Source organism: Rufibacter aurantiacus (genome assembly GCF_017916345.1).
Classification (GTDB): domain Bacteria; phylum Bacteroidota; class Bacteroidia; order Cytophagales; family Hymenobacteraceae; genus Nibribacter; species Nibribacter roseolus.
Genome location: NZ_JAFMSV010000003.1, coordinates 632020 through 648878 on the forward strand (window position 1 = coordinate 632020; position 16859 = coordinate 648878).

At 46.9% G+C, this 16859-nt stretch carries 17 protein-coding genes; 13 read left to right on the top strand and 4 right to left on the bottom strand.

The genetic code is table 11. The features are described from left to right. Positions 1-117 precede the first annotated feature (117 nt). The 11 genes from J3P34_RS13190 (at position 118) to J3P34_RS13240 (ending at position 9219) form a co-directional block, all read left to right on the top strand. Positions 118-459 carry a nuclear transport factor 2 family protein gene (locus J3P34_RS13190; protein ID WP_210489133.1) on the top strand — a complete coding sequence of 114 codons (342 nt, stop codon included), beginning with the start codon at positions 118-120 and terminating at the stop codon, positions 457-459. A 337-nt stretch (positions 460-796) separates the two neighbouring features. After that, entirely contained in the window at positions 797-1000 is a 204-nt protein-coding gene (locus tag J3P34_RS13195; protein WP_210489134.1) for a hypothetical protein, read from the top strand. A 357-nt stretch (positions 1001-1357) separates the two neighbouring features. Beyond that, complete coding sequence (locus tag J3P34_RS13200) at positions 1358-1981, top strand: hypothetical protein (protein WP_210489135.1); 624 nt, start codon at positions 1358-1360, stop codon at positions 1979-1981. Positions 1982-2048: 67 nt separating this feature from the next. Further along, positions 2049-2297, top strand: coding sequence for a winged helix-turn-helix domain-containing protein (locus J3P34_RS13205; protein ID WP_246853732.1), 249 nt, complete (start codon positions 2049-2051; stop codon positions 2295-2297). An 81-nt stretch (positions 2298-2378) separates the two neighbouring features. Beyond that, positions 2379-2714: a potassium transporter KefB gene (locus tag J3P34_RS13210; RefSeq protein ID WP_210489136.1), complete on the top strand. Its 336-nt coding sequence runs from the start codon at positions 2379-2381 to the stop codon at positions 2712-2714. 189 nt (positions 2715-2903) lie between these two features. Beyond that, entirely contained in the window at positions 2904-4148 is a 1245-nt protein-coding gene (locus J3P34_RS13215) for a hypothetical protein (protein ID WP_210489137.1), read from the top strand. 82 nt (positions 4149-4230) lie between these two features. After that, positions 4231-4521: a hypothetical protein gene (locus J3P34_RS13220; RefSeq protein ID WP_210489138.1), complete on the top strand. Its 291-nt coding sequence runs from the start codon at positions 4231-4233 to the stop codon at positions 4519-4521. A 189-nt stretch (positions 4522-4710) separates the two neighbouring features. Beyond that, entirely contained in the window at positions 4711-4878 is a 168-nt protein-coding gene (locus J3P34_RS22155; RefSeq protein ID WP_246853699.1) for a hypothetical protein, read from the top strand. 52 nt (positions 4879-4930) lie between these two features. Further along, positions 4931-5647: a DoxX family protein gene (locus tag J3P34_RS13230; protein ID WP_210489140.1), complete on the top strand. Its 717-nt coding sequence runs from the start codon at positions 4931-4933 to the stop codon at positions 5645-5647. A 299-nt stretch (positions 5648-5946) separates the two neighbouring features. Beyond that, positions 5947-7578 (top strand): serine hydrolase domain-containing protein, encoded by a 1632-nt coding sequence (locus tag J3P34_RS13235; protein WP_210489141.1) that lies wholly within the window; start codon positions 5947-5949, stop codon positions 7576-7578. A 291-nt stretch (positions 7579-7869) separates the two neighbouring features. Beyond that, positions 7870-9219, top strand: a complete 1350-nt coding sequence (locus J3P34_RS13240; protein WP_246853700.1) for a B12-binding domain-containing radical SAM protein — start codon at positions 7870-7872, stop codon at positions 9217-9219. Positions 9220-9407: 188 nt separating this feature from the next. Here the strand turns inward: J3P34_RS13240 and J3P34_RS13245 are convergent, their stop codons facing one another. From J3P34_RS13245 to J3P34_RS13255, 3 genes are all read right to left on the bottom strand, one after another. Then, a complete protein-coding gene (locus J3P34_RS13245) occupies positions 9408-10142 on the bottom strand; it encodes an SDR family NAD(P)-dependent oxidoreductase (protein WP_210489143.1) in 735 nt (244 codons plus the stop codon). A 59-nt stretch (positions 10143-10201) separates the two neighbouring features. After that, a complete protein-coding gene (locus J3P34_RS13250; RefSeq protein ID WP_210489144.1) occupies positions 10202-10345 on the bottom strand; it encodes a hypothetical protein in 144 nt (47 codons plus the stop codon). Positions 10346-10604: 259 nt separating this feature from the next. Further along, the gene (locus tag J3P34_RS13255) at positions 10605-12101 is read right to left on the bottom strand and encodes a serine hydrolase domain-containing protein (RefSeq protein ID WP_210489145.1); all 1497 of its coding nucleotides are present in this window, start codon (positions 12099-12101) and stop codon (positions 10605-10607) included. A gap of 217 nt (positions 12102-12318) precedes the next feature. Between J3P34_RS13255 and J3P34_RS13260 the strand changes: the two genes are divergently transcribed. Next, positions 12319-12732, top strand: coding sequence for a hypothetical protein (locus J3P34_RS13260; protein WP_210489146.1), 414 nt, complete (start codon positions 12319-12321; stop codon positions 12730-12732). 70 nt (positions 12733-12802) lie between these two features. Here J3P34_RS13260 and J3P34_RS13265 read toward each other — a convergent pair whose 3' ends face one another. Next, positions 12803-13783 carry a hypothetical protein gene (locus tag J3P34_RS13265; protein WP_210489147.1) on the bottom strand — a complete coding sequence of 327 codons (981 nt, stop codon included), beginning with the start codon at positions 13781-13783 and terminating at the stop codon, positions 12803-12805. Between the two features lie 1296 nt (positions 13784-15079). Here J3P34_RS13265 and J3P34_RS13270 point away from each other — a divergent pair. Next, positions 15080-16189, top strand: coding sequence for an MBL fold metallo-hydrolase (locus J3P34_RS13270; protein WP_210489148.1), 1110 nt, complete (start codon positions 15080-15082; stop codon positions 16187-16189). Positions 16190-16859: the final 670 nt, after the last annotated feature.

Genomic DNA, 16859 nt, shown 5'->3' on the forward strand with positions numbered 1-16859 from the left:
ACAATAACTACATCGCCGTTCCAAAACCTTTACTGAGGCGAAACCAGAATTGAATTCAATTGGATTGTAAAACCAAAATAACTGGCAATGATTATAAGCGAACCTGAAATTTTAGGAATGGAGGAAAGACTCATTGAAGGAATAAAAGACAGCGACATCAAGTTCCTGGAAAAATCCCTCCACAAAGACCTGCTGTTCCTGGCCCCCAATGGCCAAATCATTACCAAAGAAATGGACCTGGCCTCTCACCGGGCCGGCGAAATGGAAGTAGAGCAGCTAATCCCGACCTTTGAGCAAGTAAGAATCATTGGTGATACCGCTCTTGCAGTGGTGGTCTATGATACAAAAGGCACCATGTTGGGGAACCCAATTCAAGGAAAATTCCGCTACTTCAGGGTTTGGAAACAATTCCCCGATGGCTTGAAAGTAATGGGTGGCAGGTGCATTAAACTTGATTAAACCTGAATTCCATTTTACCCAAAGCTTTAATCTTGGTTTGCTCCAGACTAACCAATGAAATAATGACCAAGCCTGCGAATTGCAGGCCTGCATTGGTTACCTCCAGAATGAAGGCTATTGAAGAATTACCATACTTCAGGTGGAAGGTCAAACTTAGCCTATAATAGCTGCCTTCCTTAAAAAGGGAAAACCGATTGATGAATGCAAAAGCCAAATAAACTACAGCTTTTTCACAGGTTTCTTAAAATGAGTATTTATCAAGAATAATCGAGTATTTACCCCTTCAACTTTCCTTCCGCAATCCCATATAAATAGTGATTATTAGTTGTTTTATTATATGGAAAAATCTGAAAAAATGCTGGAGGGAGACCTTTTATTTAAGCGAATTGTGGAAATGGTGGAATTGCACTACTTGTTACAACCTTTCAATGTGTACACTTACTTAGGGAAAGATGGATTGGTGAGATTTGACGACCAGCACTTCATAGGTGACCGAAACAAGTACGCCATCACAGTTATCAGCTACTTTTTGCAGCGGTAAAGGCAAATTTACAACCATTGGATACATCTGCTTCATTTCCATGATTTCTATTTAGTGTATAGCTCACCAAGATTTCAAATAGCCTCCACAAAGCAGCGTTTCTTTAAAAAACCTGCTTAGCAGAAGGGTTCTTCCTTGAGTTCTGCTGACCACCTTGCCAAACTTCCGCGTTTTAATGTCAATTCTGCAAAAGCATTACATTCTCTCAACTCTACACCTTAATCAGTCACTACTACCTACCTGATTCACCCAATTAGGTACGGTAGTGGCTATTGACCATGTTCCAGGACTAATCTTTTAAAAAATACTTGCGTTGAAAGAATATTTAAGTAACTTTGAAACGCAAAGTACTTTAACATGAACCAGCAGCAAGAGCAACTAGAAACCCTGCATGAGATCCGGAACATCATGGATCGTTCTTCCCGCTTTATCTCGCTCAGCGGATTATCCGGGGTTTTCCCGGGTCTGTTGGCACTTGCGGGAGCGGCTGTGGTGAAGTGGTACTTTAGCCAGCGCAACATCAACTATTATGATGACCTGGGCCGCTCTTTCACCCGCCAGGACATTCTCTTCCTCTTAGGTACTGCGGCTGCCGTGCTTTTCCTGGGTATTTGTACGGCCACTTATTTTACGGTCCGGAATGCGCGTAGAAAAAACCATCGGGTTTGGGACAGCCAATCCAGGAGACTGGCTGTAAACCTGACCATTCCATTGGCCGCCGGCGGGGTATTTTGCGCTGTCCTGATTTACCATAACCTGTTGTATTTGGTGGCCCCGGCCATGCTGGTATTTTATGGATTGGCCTTATTGAATGGCAGTAAGTACACCATCAGTGACATCCGTTACCTGGGTATTATTGAGATTGTGCTTGGCCTGGTGGCCAGCTTCTTTGTGAGTTATGGGCTGCTGTCCTGGACCATAGGATTTGGCATGCTGCACATAGTGTATGGTGCGCTGGTGTATTTTAAGTACGAACGCTAGCAGACCAGTGAAGAACTATTTAGAGAATATAAACAAAGCCTTTGAGAGCAAGGCAAGATTGGGCATTATGTCAGTGCTGATGGTGGAGGACAAAGTTGACTTCAGCACCCTCAAGGATACCCTGCAGTTAACTGACGGAAACCTGGCCAGTCACTTGCGGGCCCTGGAAGAAGCCGAGTACCTGCGCGTGGAAAAGCAGTTTGTGGGCCGTAAGCCCCAAACCACCTATCATGCCACAGATGCTGGCCGACAGGCCTTTAAAAGCCACTTAGATGCGCTGGAGAAGCTCATTTTGAGTAACCGGCAAGGAAGCTAATTTTTTTGCGCATAAACTTTGTAATTCAAAGTACTTTAATAATCCCTAATTAATAATATAAACCTTAAAAGCCATAGTATCATGACAACTCAGAACAATTTAACAGCCCAGCCCAACCATCTGGTATCCATTATGAAGCCCGTGCTGATTGGGGCCGCCATTGCCTTAATGGTCATCTCCTTTTTTGTATTTGGTGTGGATTACCCAAATCCGGCCTGGGGAAAGTACTGGATGATAAGACCGCTCATCATCACTCCGTTGGCGGGTGCCACGGGTGGGGCCTTTTACGCTTTTATGGCTTACCAGAGCTCCCGGGGTTTTAACAGTACCTTGGCCATTCTCCTAAGCATTGTGGTTTACTTGATAGGACTATGGCTTGGAACCGTGTTGGGCCTGGCAGGAACTATGTGGAATTAGAAGCAGATGAATCCAAGCTGCGGTTTTACAAGGCTGCAATCACGCATCTACCTTCCATATAAACAGCCTCCTTGTTTTTAGGCTGTTTTCGGGAAAACAGCCCCAAAGCGTGGATTCCAAGTTGTACATCCCGCGCGCCCTTCACTGCAATTGATGAAGCCTTTATCTAAAGAATTAAAATTGACACCCATGAAAGAGGAAATCCTTACCCATCTCAACGACCCGAGGCACTTAGAGAAGCTGTACCGGACCAACAAGGCCGGTTTCAAGCAGGAGTTCAGTGGTCTTTACCCGCAACTCAGCGGGAATACCCTGGCCGATTTCTGGCACGAACGATTGACCTATGAATCAGAAGCCATCTCCTGGGGATCAAGAAAAGAGTTTCTGTTTGTGGTGCTCGCCTCCCTCCTGGCTGGTGTGCTGGCCAAAATACCCAACATCTTCAACATCACCGAAGAGTTCTTCTATCCGCGTAACATCGGGTTTCTGGTGTTTCCCTTTCTGGCGGCTTATTTCGCCTGGAAGAATCACCTGTCAGGCAAAAAGATCATGTTTGTCTTTGGCGTGATGGCCGTTTGCCTGGTGTACATCAACTCCCTGCCAAACTCCACCACCAGCGATACCCTCATTCTGGCCTGCATCCATTTGCCTTTACTCTTGTGGGTGATGCTTGGGGTATCTTTTACCGGCCAAAGCCTCAGAGACTACTCCAAACGGCTGGAATACCTACGGTTTAACGGCGACCTGGCAGTGATGTCAGCGATGTTGGTGATTGCTGGAGTCATGATGACGGGCATTACCCTCGGTTTGTTCGAGCTGATCGGGTTAAAGATTGAGAAGTTCTACACCGAGTATGTGGTGGTTTTCGGGGCGGTGGCAGTTCCTATTGTGGCCACTTACCTCACCCAAACCAATCCGCAATTGGTGAACAAAGTATCACCGGTAATTGCCAAGATCTTCAGTCCGCTGGTATTGGTCATGCTAATCATTTACCTAGGTGCCATCATCTACTCCGGCAAAGACCCCTACAATGACCGGGAATTCCTGATGCTGTTCAACGTGCTCCTGATTGGGGTAATGGCCTTGATCTTTTTCTCCGTAGCCGAGACATCTGCCCAGGAGAAGTCCACCTGGGGTATCTGGGTGCTCCTGCTTTTATCTTCCGTAACGGTAGTGGTAAACGGCATCGCGCTTTCCGCCATTTCTTTCCGCATCTCAGAGTGGGGCATTACGCCTAACCGGGTGGCCGTCATGGGAGCCAATGTACTCATGCTCGTCCACCTGTTGTTGGTGACCGTGATGCTATTTAAGACCATCACCAGGAAAGCAGCCATCAACCAGGTTGGGAAAGCCATTGTACTGTACCTGCCGGTTTACTTTGTCTGGACCATCATCGTGGTTTTCCTTTTCCCCCTATTTTTTGGGTTTAAATAACCAAGTAACAGAGCCCACTGCAGTACAGGTGCTGGTTCTGTTAGGTGAAAGTTTTGTTTTAAAATCATAATTAAAGAATATCATGAACAAAGAAATAAGTGTAAGCAGCAGCCTTTCCAATTGGCTATTTGGATTGGTGGTTTTTGCCATTGGTATAGTGAACACCTTTTGGGGAAATGATCCAGGGTTCGGAGTATTTCTATTGCTCTTATCCTTCGTGTACTTCCCTCCTGCAATTAATTACATCAAAAGCAGGTTTGGTTTATCACTGCCAATATGGATTAAAATAGCATTAGGTTTATTTATCATATGGGCCGCCTTAGGAGTGGGAGAATTGTTTGATAAAATTAATTTAATGAGAATGAGCTTCTAATTACGCTTTTCCACTAATTATAAAAAAACATGCCTAAAATAGTGCAATGACTTGTTTCACACACCAAAATTTAAAAACGGATATATGAATGCAAATACTAGCTCTTTTCCCATGATTGCCTGGGCAGTCTTCTTGATTATTGTTGTCATTGGCGTACTTAATTTGTTTCTGGTGCATCCAATACCGGCGATGGGCTACTTGTTATTGTCCTTGATTTACTTTCCTCCGGCCAACGGCTTTCTCCATAGAAGACTGGGCTTCTCTATCTCGGTTGCGGTGAAGGTCATTCTGTTCGTGATCATTATGATGTTCACTTTAGGGGTGAGTGACCTCGGTGATATGATTGATAAACTGTAAGGTTTTTATTGAAACTAAAAGGAATGGCAGCGCGGCAACATACTTCATGGCAATGAGCATATCTACCAAATTAGACCAACTTCATACCCAGGCAAGGGAAAACAGGTGGCTCTGGCTGTTCTCCATATTCTGCCGGCTTCTATTGGCGGTTGGCTTCATTCCGCCTGGGATCGTGAAAATCATGGGTGAGCGGTTTACGGCCCTTTCTGTGAATCACCCTATGGGGAATTATCTGGAAGCGCTTCACCACACTGGATATTATTACACCATAATTGGGGTGATGCAGGTTCTGGCCGGCGTATTATTGCTCATCCCGCGCACGATAATCCTGGGAGCCTTTATCTACTTCCCCATTATTCTAAACATTTGCATTCTCTCTCTGGCCGTCCGGTTTGATGGGTCTCGGCTTACCTCGCCATTGATGGTGCTGGCCAATCTATACCTCATTTGCTGGTACTATCCTACTTGGAAGTCTATCCTACCCTTCAACCAGCCTTCCCGGCAAAGGTTGAGAACCAAATGGCAGCAATTGGACCCTAAATTCCCCATTAAGTTCTTTTCGGGGGTGGCAACTGCCTTCGCCGTAGTAGTGGTGTTTGCGGTTTATGGAAATGAAATGATGCCCCGGAATACGCTGAAGGAATGCCAAACCCAATGTCCTGACAGCGATAACTCAGAAGCATGTTACACTTTTTGTGATTGCATTCATCAGGAAGGACAAACACTTAATTCCTGCCTGGAGACTTATTATAAAGCTTCTGCTAAATAAACTTCTTTATTCTGTCCAGGCAGAGAATACAGCTCTAATTTTTTAGGTAAATCCTACTTATATTCAAAACTACATTGGGTGTTCCTATACGCACCTAATCAGAACGTTTATTGCTTATTTATTCTATTTACGCTTTGAATTACAAAGCACTTTATAAACTTCCAAATTTAAAACTTCTACTCCTATTCATCTAAATTATAAAGCATATGAAAACAAAATCAATCAAAATTTCCACAGGTTCCTTTCTCTTAACTAAAGGACTTAAAAAAGCAATTTACACAGGTGCCTTTCACCTATTTATGCTCACAATTACTACCATATTTTCTGCTAGTTATCCGGCATTAGCGCAGAATAAAACTGCCGAGGTAGACAAGGTATTCAGTTGGGCCTCAAAGGAAACACCGGGGTGCGTTTGTGCGGTCTCGCAGAACGGAAAAGTGGTCGTGAACCGCGCTTACGGTGCTGCCGATCTTGAGCGGGAAGTACCCCTAGACCTGAATTCGGTGTTCGACATTGGGTCGGTGAGGAAGCAGTTCATTGCCGCGTCAACCCTGCTATTAGTGCAGGAGAAAAAACTATCCCTTACCGAGGACATCCAAAAGTACCTTCCAGAGTTGCCAGATTACGGCCAAAAAATCACGCTGGACCATCTGCTTACCCATACCAGCGGCATCCGGGACTGGACGGGTTTGTTGCCACTGGCCAACGGGAAACCGGAAGCCATTACGCTCATTCTCCGTCAGCGCGGGCTTAACTTCAAACCCGGCGAGGAATGGTCTTACTCCAACAGCGGTTATGTGTTACTGGTAGAGATTGTGGCGCGCACCAGCGGAATGCCATTTGCAGATTTCGCTCGGAAACACCTTTTTGAGCCGCTCGGGATGAAGTCCACCTCCTACGTTACCGACATGACCGCCTCCGTGAAAAACCGGGCACTGGGATACGAGAAAACGAAGGATGGTTGGAAACTGGACATGTACCTGGGCAACGACCGGGGCGGTGGCGCCATTCTCAGCACGGCAGGGGACCTTATCCTTTGGAACGATGCTTTGGACAATAACCGTCTGGGAAAGTTTGTCACAGATAAGCTGCAGGAACCGGCCAAACTGAACAACGGCAGAAAGCTGGGTTACGGCCGAGGCCTCTTCCTGGAAGCCTACCGCGGGGTCAAAGAAGTGTGGCACTCTGGCGGCGCGGCCGGGTACCATACCTGGTTAGGCCGTTTTCCAGAGCAAGGCGTTTCTGTGGCTGTTTTGTGTAATTCAGATGCAAAGCCTGCCACAGGTCTGGCCGAGCGCATTGTGGACCAGTTTGTGACCTACGCAGACTCCCAGAAAGCTCTAGCCAACACCCCGCCTGCCCTCACCGGGGAGGCCCTGGAAGAAGCCAAAGGCAAGACAGGTTTGTTCTTCAACGAGAAAACCGGCGAGCCGCTGCGTCTGGCCATAGACCGGGACAGATTCAGGGTGGCGGGCGGACCGGGGTTGGTGCCGGCGGGCAAAGACCGTTATCGCCGCTTCGGGGCCTTTGTGCAGTTCATGTCGCAGGATGAATTTGAGCTGCACTTCCTCTCCCCTGATCAATTTGAGCTGAAATCCATGGAGGGCAAAACCACTACATACCGCCGTGCCCAACCCTATACTCCCACCGCCGCTGACCTTCAAGCCTTCGCTGGCCGGTACCAGAACAATGAGATTGGCGCGTTTTTCGAAATGAGTTCCGCCAACAACAGCCTGATGGGTCGTGCCAATGATGCCCCTGGCCCCGACTTTGAATTCAAGCCCGTCAGCCAGGACACCTTTCAGCTAGGCGGCCTGACACTGCGGTTCGTCCGGGATAAATCTGGGAAGGTAGTGGCCCTGGACTATAGCAACCCAGTGGTCCGCAACATCAGGTTCACTAGATCTGGCGACCAAACCAGCAGCCGATAGCAGCCGCAGGAGAACTGTACTTCTGTCCGTGCAACTGTTTCGGGTCTGTTTTCAGGAAAACAGACACGAAACAGAGTTCTCAGATAAAGATTCAGGTCCGACACCAGCCAAACAGAATCGCAAAGAAGTCTTACTTCACTTTCTTAAGGTCAAAAGCTGGAGCCTATAAAATGTCAAAAGTAGTCTGTCATTAGAAACGCAAACCAATTGAAAGTAAAGCTAATCTTACCCGCCCTGGCAGAAGCAGAAAGCCCCTTTTGGAGGCCAATCAAGTATTCTTTATTTCCGCCTTTGGGCTTAGCCACCCTAGCGGCCTACTTATCCCCCGATGATGAGGTGGACCTGCAGGACCAACACGTGGAAGAACTTAACCTCAACGATAACCCCGAACTGGTCATTATTCAGGTATACATCACCAATGCCTACCGGTCTTACAAGATTGCGGACCATTACAGAAAGCAGGGTGCTTATGTGTTACTGGGCGGCCTTCATGTTACCTCCCTTCCAGACGAAGCTGCCCCGCACGCAGACACCATCTTCCTGGGGCCGGGAGAAGAAACGTTCCCACAGTTTCTGAAGGACTTTAAGAATAAAAGTCCTAAGAAAGTCTATAGCTCAAGCATCAGAACCTTGGACAAGATTCCGCCCATCAGAAGGGATCTCATTAAACGAAGTAAATACCTGGTCCCCAACTCTATTGTGGTTACCAGGGGTTGCCCCCATCATTGCAGCTTCTGTTATAAAGACGCATTTTTTGAAGGAGGTAAAGGTTTTTACACCCAGATAGTGGACGATGCCCTGGCGGAGATCGATCGGCTCCCAGGCCGTCACCTTTATTTTCTGGATGACCACTTGCTGGGTAACGCCAAATTCGCTGCTAACCTTTTTGAGGGCATGAAAGGCATGAACAGGGTGTTTCAAGGAGCGGCCACCGTGGATTCCATTCTAAGGGGGAACCTCATTGAAAAAGCCGCCGAGGCGGGCTTAAGAAGTTTGTTTGTTGGCTTTGAAACGTTCTCGCCCGCTAATTTGAAGCAGAGCAATAAGAAACAAAACCTGGAGAAAGACTATCAGAAGGCCGTCAACCGGCTTCATTCCTTAGGGATCATGATCAACGGCAGCTTCGTTTTCGGGCTGGATGAAGATGACAAAGACGTTTTCAAGCGCACCGTGGACTGGGGCGTGAACAATGGGATCACCACTTCTACCTACCACGTGCTAACGCCCTACCCCGGAACAAAGCTGTTCAAGGATATGGAACAACAAGGGCGAATCCTCACCAGGAACTGGGACTTATATGATACCAGAAATGTAGTCTACCAAACCACCAACCTAACCGCCGAGGAACTGAAGAATGGGTATGATTGGGCCTATAAGGAGTTTTATAGCTGGACTAATATTTTCAAATCCAGCATGAACCACTCTTCGCACAAGCACAAGCTGAAACATTTCTTTTACACCGGCGGGTGGAAGAAGTTTGAACCGCTTTGGAATTTCTTGATCAAAACAAACAACCTGAACAACATGTTGCCCCTTCTGGAATCAATCCTATCAAAAGTAAAGACAGGAGAAAAAGAAACTGGTGTTGACCCAGGTTTTATCCCTATGGAGCTATTGCCCCATTTGCCAACTGATGTATAAAAAAGATGAAGATTGTGGTAGGCAGAAAGCAGCCTTGGAGAAGCATGAATTCAACTGGTATTAATAAAAATGTGACATCCTGTTTAGGGCCAATTTATTGAAAAACAGGCCCTAAACAGCAACCCAATTGTAATTTCTCTTAATCCGGTTATATCAAATGCGCTGAGGTTACCCGGTTCATTCCCAAGCTACTCGGGTAATGAAACCCCGGTGAGTTCTGCGCACAAAGCCATGAATCTCTCTTGCAGTTGAATGTCGTCGGCTTCAGGGTTGTGGGGTCTTTCCTTCTGGTGGAAAAAGTACCGGCCGCTGACTTTCGCCTTTTCTTCCTTGCTGGTGGCTAGCCATACCTGGGTGGTATACCCTTTTTCCAAATTATCCGGGGCCCCACGCCCGCCCATTTTGGTAGGTACCCAGCCCGGGTCAACGGCATTGGCGTAAGCCTCGGGCCATCTCCTCGCCACGGCTTTGCAAAGCATCAGCACGTGCAGCTTTGAGTCTGAGTAGCTTATGGGGTTAGCACTCGTCTCAAAGGAGTCTAGTTTCGCTCGACCATGGAGATGCATCCCGGAGCTCAGGTAAATTAAGTGCTCAGGCTTATAAATCAGGCAGGTAAGAACATAAGGTGCCAAGGTGTTCACCGCGAATATATCTTTGGCAGGCGCCTGGAAAACGCCGGCATTATGGATCACCACGTCAAAGGCACCCAGTTCATTTACTTTCCGGGCAAGGTGGATAGTTTCTTCCAGGTTGGACAGGTCACCGGTCAAAACCGCCTCCGCCCCTGGGTTGGCCTTCAAGCCGTCACGGCCTCGTTCTGCATTACGGGCATGCAGAACCACCTGATGACCCTGCTGTAACAATGCCCTGGCAGATAGCTGCCCTAGTCCATCGGCGGAGCCGGTGATGAAAATTCTTGCCATGCCTGTGTTTTCTGCTTTATACGCTTCGCTTGCCTTTTCTTACCTGCGCGTACCCAGATTTATTTCTTAAAAGAGGCCATGTCAATGACAAAGCGGTACTTGACCTCAACATTGAGTAAAAGGTCATAGGCTTCATTTGTCGGCTTGATGTTGATCATCTCAATGTCTGAAACAATGTTGTGTTCCCCACAGAAGTCTAGCATCTTTTAGCTCTCGGCAATACCGATAATCCTGAATCCCAATACGCTTCTGCGGTAGGGGAAATGGCCGAAGTCGGCTATAGAAAGAGGATGCTCATCATGAAGCAACCATGCACTTTCAAGGGCATTTTTCAAAAATGCGCCAGAAACCAGATTTAGGTAATACAGGGCTGTCTGTTATTAGATTTGTCACAAATAATACTGGCATTCACCTGGTCTACTCCCTAACTACAAACCCACTTACATATCAGCCGGAAAGCTTTCATTCCACTTTGGCAGCCCATTGTTTCATCCCTCCGCCAATGATGTGAAACCCGGTGATCTTTCCCGTGTTGTCTTTGGAGAATACTTGGTCTACCCATCTTGCCTCGCGCATATAAGAGTCTGTAGGAGAGGAAAATAAAATCTCCCACTCTGTTCCGTTTTGAGGGTCTTTTAGGTACAATGCCCCTTTTTTAAGGACCACCGATACATAATCCTCCGGATTGCCCTTGAACTGGTACTTCCCAACAAATTTGCTGAGTTCTTCCTCAGAAAGCGCAATAGCTGTTTTCTGGGAGAAGGGTGCAAAACCCTTCCATCCGTAAACGGTGGCCACACTATTGATTACCTCCTGCGCGAACCGGGTGTTGTCTGAATTCACCAGTACCACCACTCCGTTGCCTCCTTCCATAGAACCAAAGTACTGGCTGCTGAACCCTTCATTCAGGCCGCTATGCTGAAAATAGGACACCCCACCCCTTTTCTCCAGGAAAACCCCGTACCCGTACGTGGAATCAGGGCCGGGCGGAGAAACCATTTGCCTAGCCATTTGGGGGGACAATATTTGATCGGGCTCCCCTTTGAGCGCCAGTTGCACTCCTATGACAAACCGGGCGATGTCCTCGGCAGTAGACCACAGGCCAGCGCCGCAGGCCTTCTCTGGGTACAGGTGGTACTTGGAGCCAATGGACTGCCCATCTGAGCGGTAAGCAGTGGCAAGTCTCTTCTTGAACCTCCCGGAAGGGACAAGTTCATAGGTGGTGTTGCGCATCCTCAAAGGTCCAAACACCCGCTTCTTCATGTACTCTCCGTAAGAAAGCCCTGTCTGGTCCTCTACCATCAACTCTGATATCTCGTAGCCGCCGCCGGAGTACTGGAACTTCAGCCCTGGTGCGAACTCTGACCTCACGGCCGGGGAGTTGGCTGGGCTTTTCCCGTTTACAATCTGGAAAAGATTAGGCAATGCAGCTCCTACCTTGTACCCATCATAGCCATGGACGGAAAGCCCCGCGGTATGGCTCAACAACCGGGAAAGTGAGATCTTCTGGTTCTGGGAAGCAGTATCATAGGGAAACTGCCAGGAGCGCAGGTAATCATTGATATCTGCATCCAGGCTGATTTTTCCTTCTTCTACCAGCTTTAGGCAACCCAACGCATGAAGTGATTTCCCAATGGAGGCTGCCTGGAACAGGGTGGCTGGCGTAACTGGCTGCCTCTCGGCCGTATCCGCCCAACCGTAGGCTTTGGTCCACTCTATTTTGTAATCCTTTATCACGGCCAGGCTCAAACCATTCACCTTGTAGAAAGCCATCCTTTCCGCTATGGTCCAATCGGGTTTGCCTTTGATCCGTACCCAGGAAAAAAGGCTATGCTCCACCTGCTTAATCTGCTCCTCTACCCTGCTGGGGTAATGGGACTGTTGCTGGGCAGTAACTGGCAAGCCAGACAAGATCAAAAAAGCAACTAAGATGACGAAAGGGATAGGAGATTTTTGCATTAGACATTTCATAGCTTAAGGGTCAGTGGGTGGAGGAGGCTAAGCTATGGGTCCGGGTTGGTGAAAGACATAAAGAAAACTTTTAGAATACCTTTAGATTGACAGAACAGGTTCTTTTTCACCACAGATATTCTTTATTTTGCACGCACGCTAACTTCTTATGAAACAATTCTAAGTACATTTGAGTCCTTTTCACCCATTTCCAACTGAAAAATAAATGCGACTGTACAGCAGCCACCTGCTCACCATAGATTACAACCCCAGCACCGATATTCTTTTTACGCAGTGGCCTAGCGCCCACCCCTACAACCTGGCAGAGGTGGAAAATGCTTTGCATATTCTTGTGGAGACAATCCGTAACTATGATGTTAAAAGGCTTCTGATAGATGCCAGTACAACTAAAATAGACCCCAACCTGGATGAGGAGCGCTACAAAGGCATCATCATGAGGTTTGCCATGGATCTGATGAAAACACGCCTGCAGAAATCCGCCAGAATCCTGACCGCAGACAAGGCGCGCGAGGCGAGATCACAGGAAATAGCCCAGGAAGTAACCCAGAAAACCCACCTGACAGTGCAAAGCCAATACTTCGCCACCAAGGCAGAGGCTGAAGCCTGGTTATTAGAGTAAATTCAGGCCCTGCTGTGCTTTAAGGTGCAGCAGGGTAATACGAAGGACTACACCTACTTCCAATACAGGTTTAGTCCGGGGTCCAGTAAACCCGCCTATTTTTTACAGTCTTCTTCAAACCAAGTGTTGGTAATCTATCCTGAGTGGTACCCAGGTAGGTGAAATGCGGCAAATCCGAAATTACCGTTTGGAACCAGCCATGCCGGGCTAGGATAGCGCGCACCGCTGCCTGGTCGCTCTCGTTTATATCCAGGGCCAGCATGGAGATATGTTGCGAAGCTCCGGGAGCTGTACCCGAGTAAAGCACTGACTTGGAGAAATCCATGCTGAAAAAGAGCCCTTGCGCTTCTAACTGTAAAATCTCTTTCACTTGCCCGGCAGGCGCCAACATGCGTATTCTGGTTGATTCGCGAGCACTTAGCTTCCCGCGCCGTTGCCAGAAAGCCAGCCCGGAGTGAACGCGCCGGCTCCATATTTTTTCCGTGTCACGGTAACTGCGCCGGCCCGCCCACCTGCCACGCGGTGTAATGCGCAGTTTTTTATCTGCGGCTTCCTTACGGGCCCTGAGCAATGCCTCCATCGCCTCCGTTTGAAGTTCAATGGGTATGCCGTTGAAAAATTCGCGGCGGGTTTTTATCTGTGCTTGCCAGGTTGCGCAGTCAGAGGCATTGGCGAAAATGATGGAGGGTGGATGAACTACGTTGCCTTGCGCCACAAAAAGCGCCCCATTTTCTTTTAACAACCGCTGCGCCACCCAATCATCCTCTCCCGGCAAAGGTAACTGCCCCGGCAAATTCAACTCAAACAACGATTTTCTTTCGGTCAGTTGGGCAGAATCAACGATTGGGTTAGAGGCAGGTACAACCTGTGCTATGGAATGAGATCTGATCACCGTTGATTTCTCATAAAAGGAGAGAAAACCAGGCAATAGCAAAACACCCCCTAAAAAGAATAGGTAAATGTTTTTGAGCGGCTTTTTCCAGGGAGATTTGTTTAACCTTGGCATCAACAAATAATAAGGTTTAAACAGATACAGTTCGGTTACCTGCATAAAACTACAAAGTTTGTTCAAATCTCCCTCCACCTGCGGTAATTTCTACTTCTGGGTTTGGCAACTTCCTTAAACGCCCCGTTCGGATTTATCCCTATTCTGCAGAAGTTTCTTTTAACAAGCAAGAATCAAATCCCGCCTATGTATTCACTGGTGGCCTAGCCCACCAGTTGCTTGAACAACCGGGTAAAATGTGCAGGTTACTTTAAACCGAATTCGTAAGTAATCTCACTAAGGGTACTACTCCAAGTCCAGCAGTCTTTCCTTGGCCAGCAAAAGTCTTTATCTGAATCAACCGCAATGCCCTAACACTTTTTTAAGTTCTAGGTACCGTTACATTGCTGGGAGGTGATAAAATCACCGTTGGTAGTGGTTAGACCATCTATTCTTTCGGTCCTAAATATATCTGTCACGGTCAGGCTAAGTTCCAAATCTCATTTTCAAAAATTTCCTGCTGGAATTAATAAAGCCCATGGAGGTAGCAAGGGCTATAAAGAAGCACGGAAATTTAAAACGGCACCATGTCTCACAGGAACTAAGCAACCTTCGCCAATTAGTGCAGTCGTCACAGCCACAGGCCGCCTGTTCACGTTTTCTTGTAAAAAGCAGGTAATTTATCAAAGCTATACCTGTTGAGAAGGTATCTTATTTCTGGGCTGAAGAAGGCGTGGTATTTCTGGTAAAGCATAAAAGTAAACGGTACATCCTCAACTACTCCCTTGACCAGCTGGAAGAATAACTGGATAAAACAGCTTTTTTCCCTTTAAAATGGGAACTCATTGTTCATATACATGCGGTCCAGAAATAAGGCTTTGTTTTAAGGGTGATTTGCACCTGATACTTCAACCTGCTCCAGAAAGAGATATCATCATGTGCAATAGCAAAGCCAATAATTTCAACGGATAGCCGGATCATTAGGGTCTAAAGGGCATCAATAGGCTTACCAACATCCTAATTCCCTCATCATTGATATGTCTAGGAGTGAAAAAATGTCCTGTTTTACACTAAACCTGTCTCTCATGTATTGAGGAAGAGCAATAGAATCTTGGATAATCCTTTCTTATTCCCCCGTGCAACGTCTGCTACTTTAGAGGTAAGAAAGTAGCTGCAAAGAAGTACCTCTATAAGTCTTCAGTTAACAGATGTTAAGCTGTAGGAAGATGATGTGGTATGGATGAAATACCATATGAATCTTTAAGTTTACAACCTCATTGCAATGCTACCATCCAGAAAGCCGTTCATACCTATTGGGAGAACTCTTCTACCCAATAGCACAGACAGCATAAGAACCTCTTAATGAAAAGAAAATACATTTTAAGTTTTTTAGCCATAGCACTGCTCCTTGCTTTAGGCGTAACCGGTTGCTATGTAAATAACCAACTTGGCAAAGTAGAACCCCAAGATGAGCGCAAAGGTAAATATTCTAAAATCTCTTATTTTTCACCTGAGAAAGATGAATTCGTCAGCCCTAAAGAGATAGTCTATTACGCTGAAAAGGTAACCGGGGGAAACTCTGGTTTTGCTAGATTTTTCAAAACCTCTCCCAATGCACCGAAGTCTGAGTTGCCCAGACGCATGCTTACGAAAAATGATTTCCCGGAAGTGCCTTCTTCTTTTGCTGCCTATTGGTTAGGGCATTCCACAGCCATCATTGAGCTTGACGGACACCGTGTTCTGATTGATCCGGTGTTTGGGAACGCGGGGCCCTTACCCATGATTGCCAAAAGGATGAGTGTGTCTCCCTTGCTTAGGGAGGAACTCCCGGACATTGATGTTGTCATTATTACCCATGACCACTATGATCACCTTGAAGCAGAAACAATTAAGTTTTTGGCCGATAAAGACATACAGTTTATCGCACCGTTAGCCGTGGGAGTCAGGTTACAGGGCTGGGGAGTACCGAAAAACAATATCACCGAACTTGGTTGGTACCAGTCTGTGACCCATGGATCTCTGAGTATAACAGCCTGCCCTACGGTGCATTACTCAGGGAGAAGTTACAATGACAGAAACAAGACTCTTTGGGCTTCCTATGTGATCAAGGGGAAAGAGAAGAACGTGTACTGGAGCGGCGATACCGGTTATGGAGAGCATTTCAAAGAAATAGGCAGGAAATACGGCCCTTTTGACCTGGCTTTTATGGAGATAGATGCGTGGAACAAGGGATGGCCTAACACCCACCTTTTCCCGGAGCAGGTCATAAAAGCTTGCCAGGATGTCAATTCCAAAATCTTGTTCCCCATCCATTTCTCTACCTTTGATCTGGCGTTACATCCTTGGGATGAATCTATCAAAATGGTGGCTGATATGGCCGCACAGAACAACATAGAATTATTAACACCCGTGATGGGGCAGAAAGTAATCCCTGGAGAAACCAAGACAATAGAATGGTGGATGCTTAAATAAATATCTCATCAAAATGGAGGTTGCCTAAAGGTAGGAAGCTCCTGAGATCAGGATAAAGGCTCTGATTGACTTATAGGGATCATTTTTACTAAAAAACTTGCTTCAGAAATCCCGTTTGCTGCCTGGTTGAACAGGTTCTGCCGTTTACTTTCGCTTCAAGTCTGGCAAAAGTCAGAATTGAAGCACCCCACAGAAGTGCTTCCAATTTCTTTATAGAAGTTGATTGCCATGTATTAAATTATATAGGGTAAGGCTAACAATTTCCTGAGAATGCACCTATAAACTACACTTTAGAGGAGTTGCACTTCTTGCACTTTTTGCACTTTCTGCACTTTTGAACTCACCACAAGAAGCTGACAACGATAACATACCTACCCAGTCAGACCCAGAGCGTTTTTATTGTTAGTCACTCCCCTGTTTGATTTATCCTAGTCATAGTGATCCTTCCCACCTAAGCACAGATTTCCCCTAGGAAAAGATGATTGTCTCCGCGCGCATTATCCACGGCTTCAGGCCCCACTACTTCCCCCCCTAGGCTTTTATGTCTGGGGCAACGCGCTGCTCAGGTTAATGTGGGATGATTTCTGGCAAATGGTAGAGACCCAATTTTCCCGCAGAAGACCTGCCGGTGAACTTGTTCGCCTTTGTCAGTTCCTTTCTGGCTGTCCTT

What these genes read in the sequence shown, in the direction of transcription:
- J3P34_RS13190 (WP_210489133.1), top strand. Translation starts at nt 118, where the DNA reads ATGGAGGAAAGACTCATTGAAGGAATAAAAGACAGCGACATCAAGTTC.
- J3P34_RS13195 (WP_210489134.1), top strand. Translation starts at nt 797, where the DNA reads ATGGAAAAATCTGAAAAAATGCTGGAGGGAGACCTTTTATTTAAGCGA.
- J3P34_RS13200 (WP_210489135.1), top strand. Translation starts at nt 1,358, where the DNA reads ATGAACCAGCAGCAAGAGCAACTAGAAACCCTGCATGAGATCCGGAAC.
- J3P34_RS13205 (WP_246853732.1), top strand. Translation starts at nt 2,049, where the DNA reads ATGTCAGTGCTGATGGTGGAGGACAAAGTTGACTTCAGCACCCTCAAG.
- J3P34_RS13210 (WP_210489136.1), top strand. Translation starts at nt 2,379, where the DNA reads ATGACAACTCAGAACAATTTAACAGCCCAGCCCAACCATCTGGTATCC.
- J3P34_RS13215 (WP_210489137.1), top strand. Translation starts at nt 2,904, where the DNA reads ATGAAAGAGGAAATCCTTACCCATCTCAACGACCCGAGGCACTTAGAG.
- J3P34_RS13220 (WP_210489138.1), top strand. Translation starts at nt 4,231, where the DNA reads ATGAACAAAGAAATAAGTGTAAGCAGCAGCCTTTCCAATTGGCTATTT.
- J3P34_RS22155 (WP_246853699.1), top strand. Translation starts at nt 4,711, where the DNA reads ATGGGCTACTTGTTATTGTCCTTGATTTACTTTCCTCCGGCCAACGGC.
- J3P34_RS13230 (WP_210489140.1), top strand. Translation starts at nt 4,931, where the DNA reads ATGAGCATATCTACCAAATTAGACCAACTTCATACCCAGGCAAGGGAA.
- J3P34_RS13235 (WP_210489141.1), top strand. Translation starts at nt 5,947, where the DNA reads ATGCTCACAATTACTACCATATTTTCTGCTAGTTATCCGGCATTAGCG.
- J3P34_RS13245 (WP_210489143.1), bottom strand. Translation starts at nt 10,142, where the DNA reads ATGGCAAGAATTTTCATCACCGGCTCCGCCGATGGACTAGGGCAGCTA.
- J3P34_RS13250 (WP_210489144.1), bottom strand. Translation starts at nt 10,345, where the DNA reads ATGCTAGACTTCTGTGGGGAACACAACATTGTTTCAGACATTGAGATG.
- J3P34_RS13255 (WP_210489145.1), bottom strand. Translation starts at nt 12,101, where the DNA reads ATGCAAAAATCTCCTATCCCTTTCGTCATCTTAGTTGCTTTTTTGATC.
- J3P34_RS13260 (WP_210489146.1), top strand. Translation starts at nt 12,319, where the DNA reads ATGCGACTGTACAGCAGCCACCTGCTCACCATAGATTACAACCCCAGC.
- J3P34_RS13265 (WP_210489147.1), bottom strand. Translation starts at nt 13,783, where the DNA reads ATGCAGGTAACCGAACTGTATCTGTTTAAACCTTATTATTTGTTGATG.
- J3P34_RS13270 (WP_210489148.1), top strand. Translation starts at nt 15,080, where the DNA reads ATGAAAAGAAAATACATTTTAAGTTTTTTAGCCATAGCACTGCTCCTT.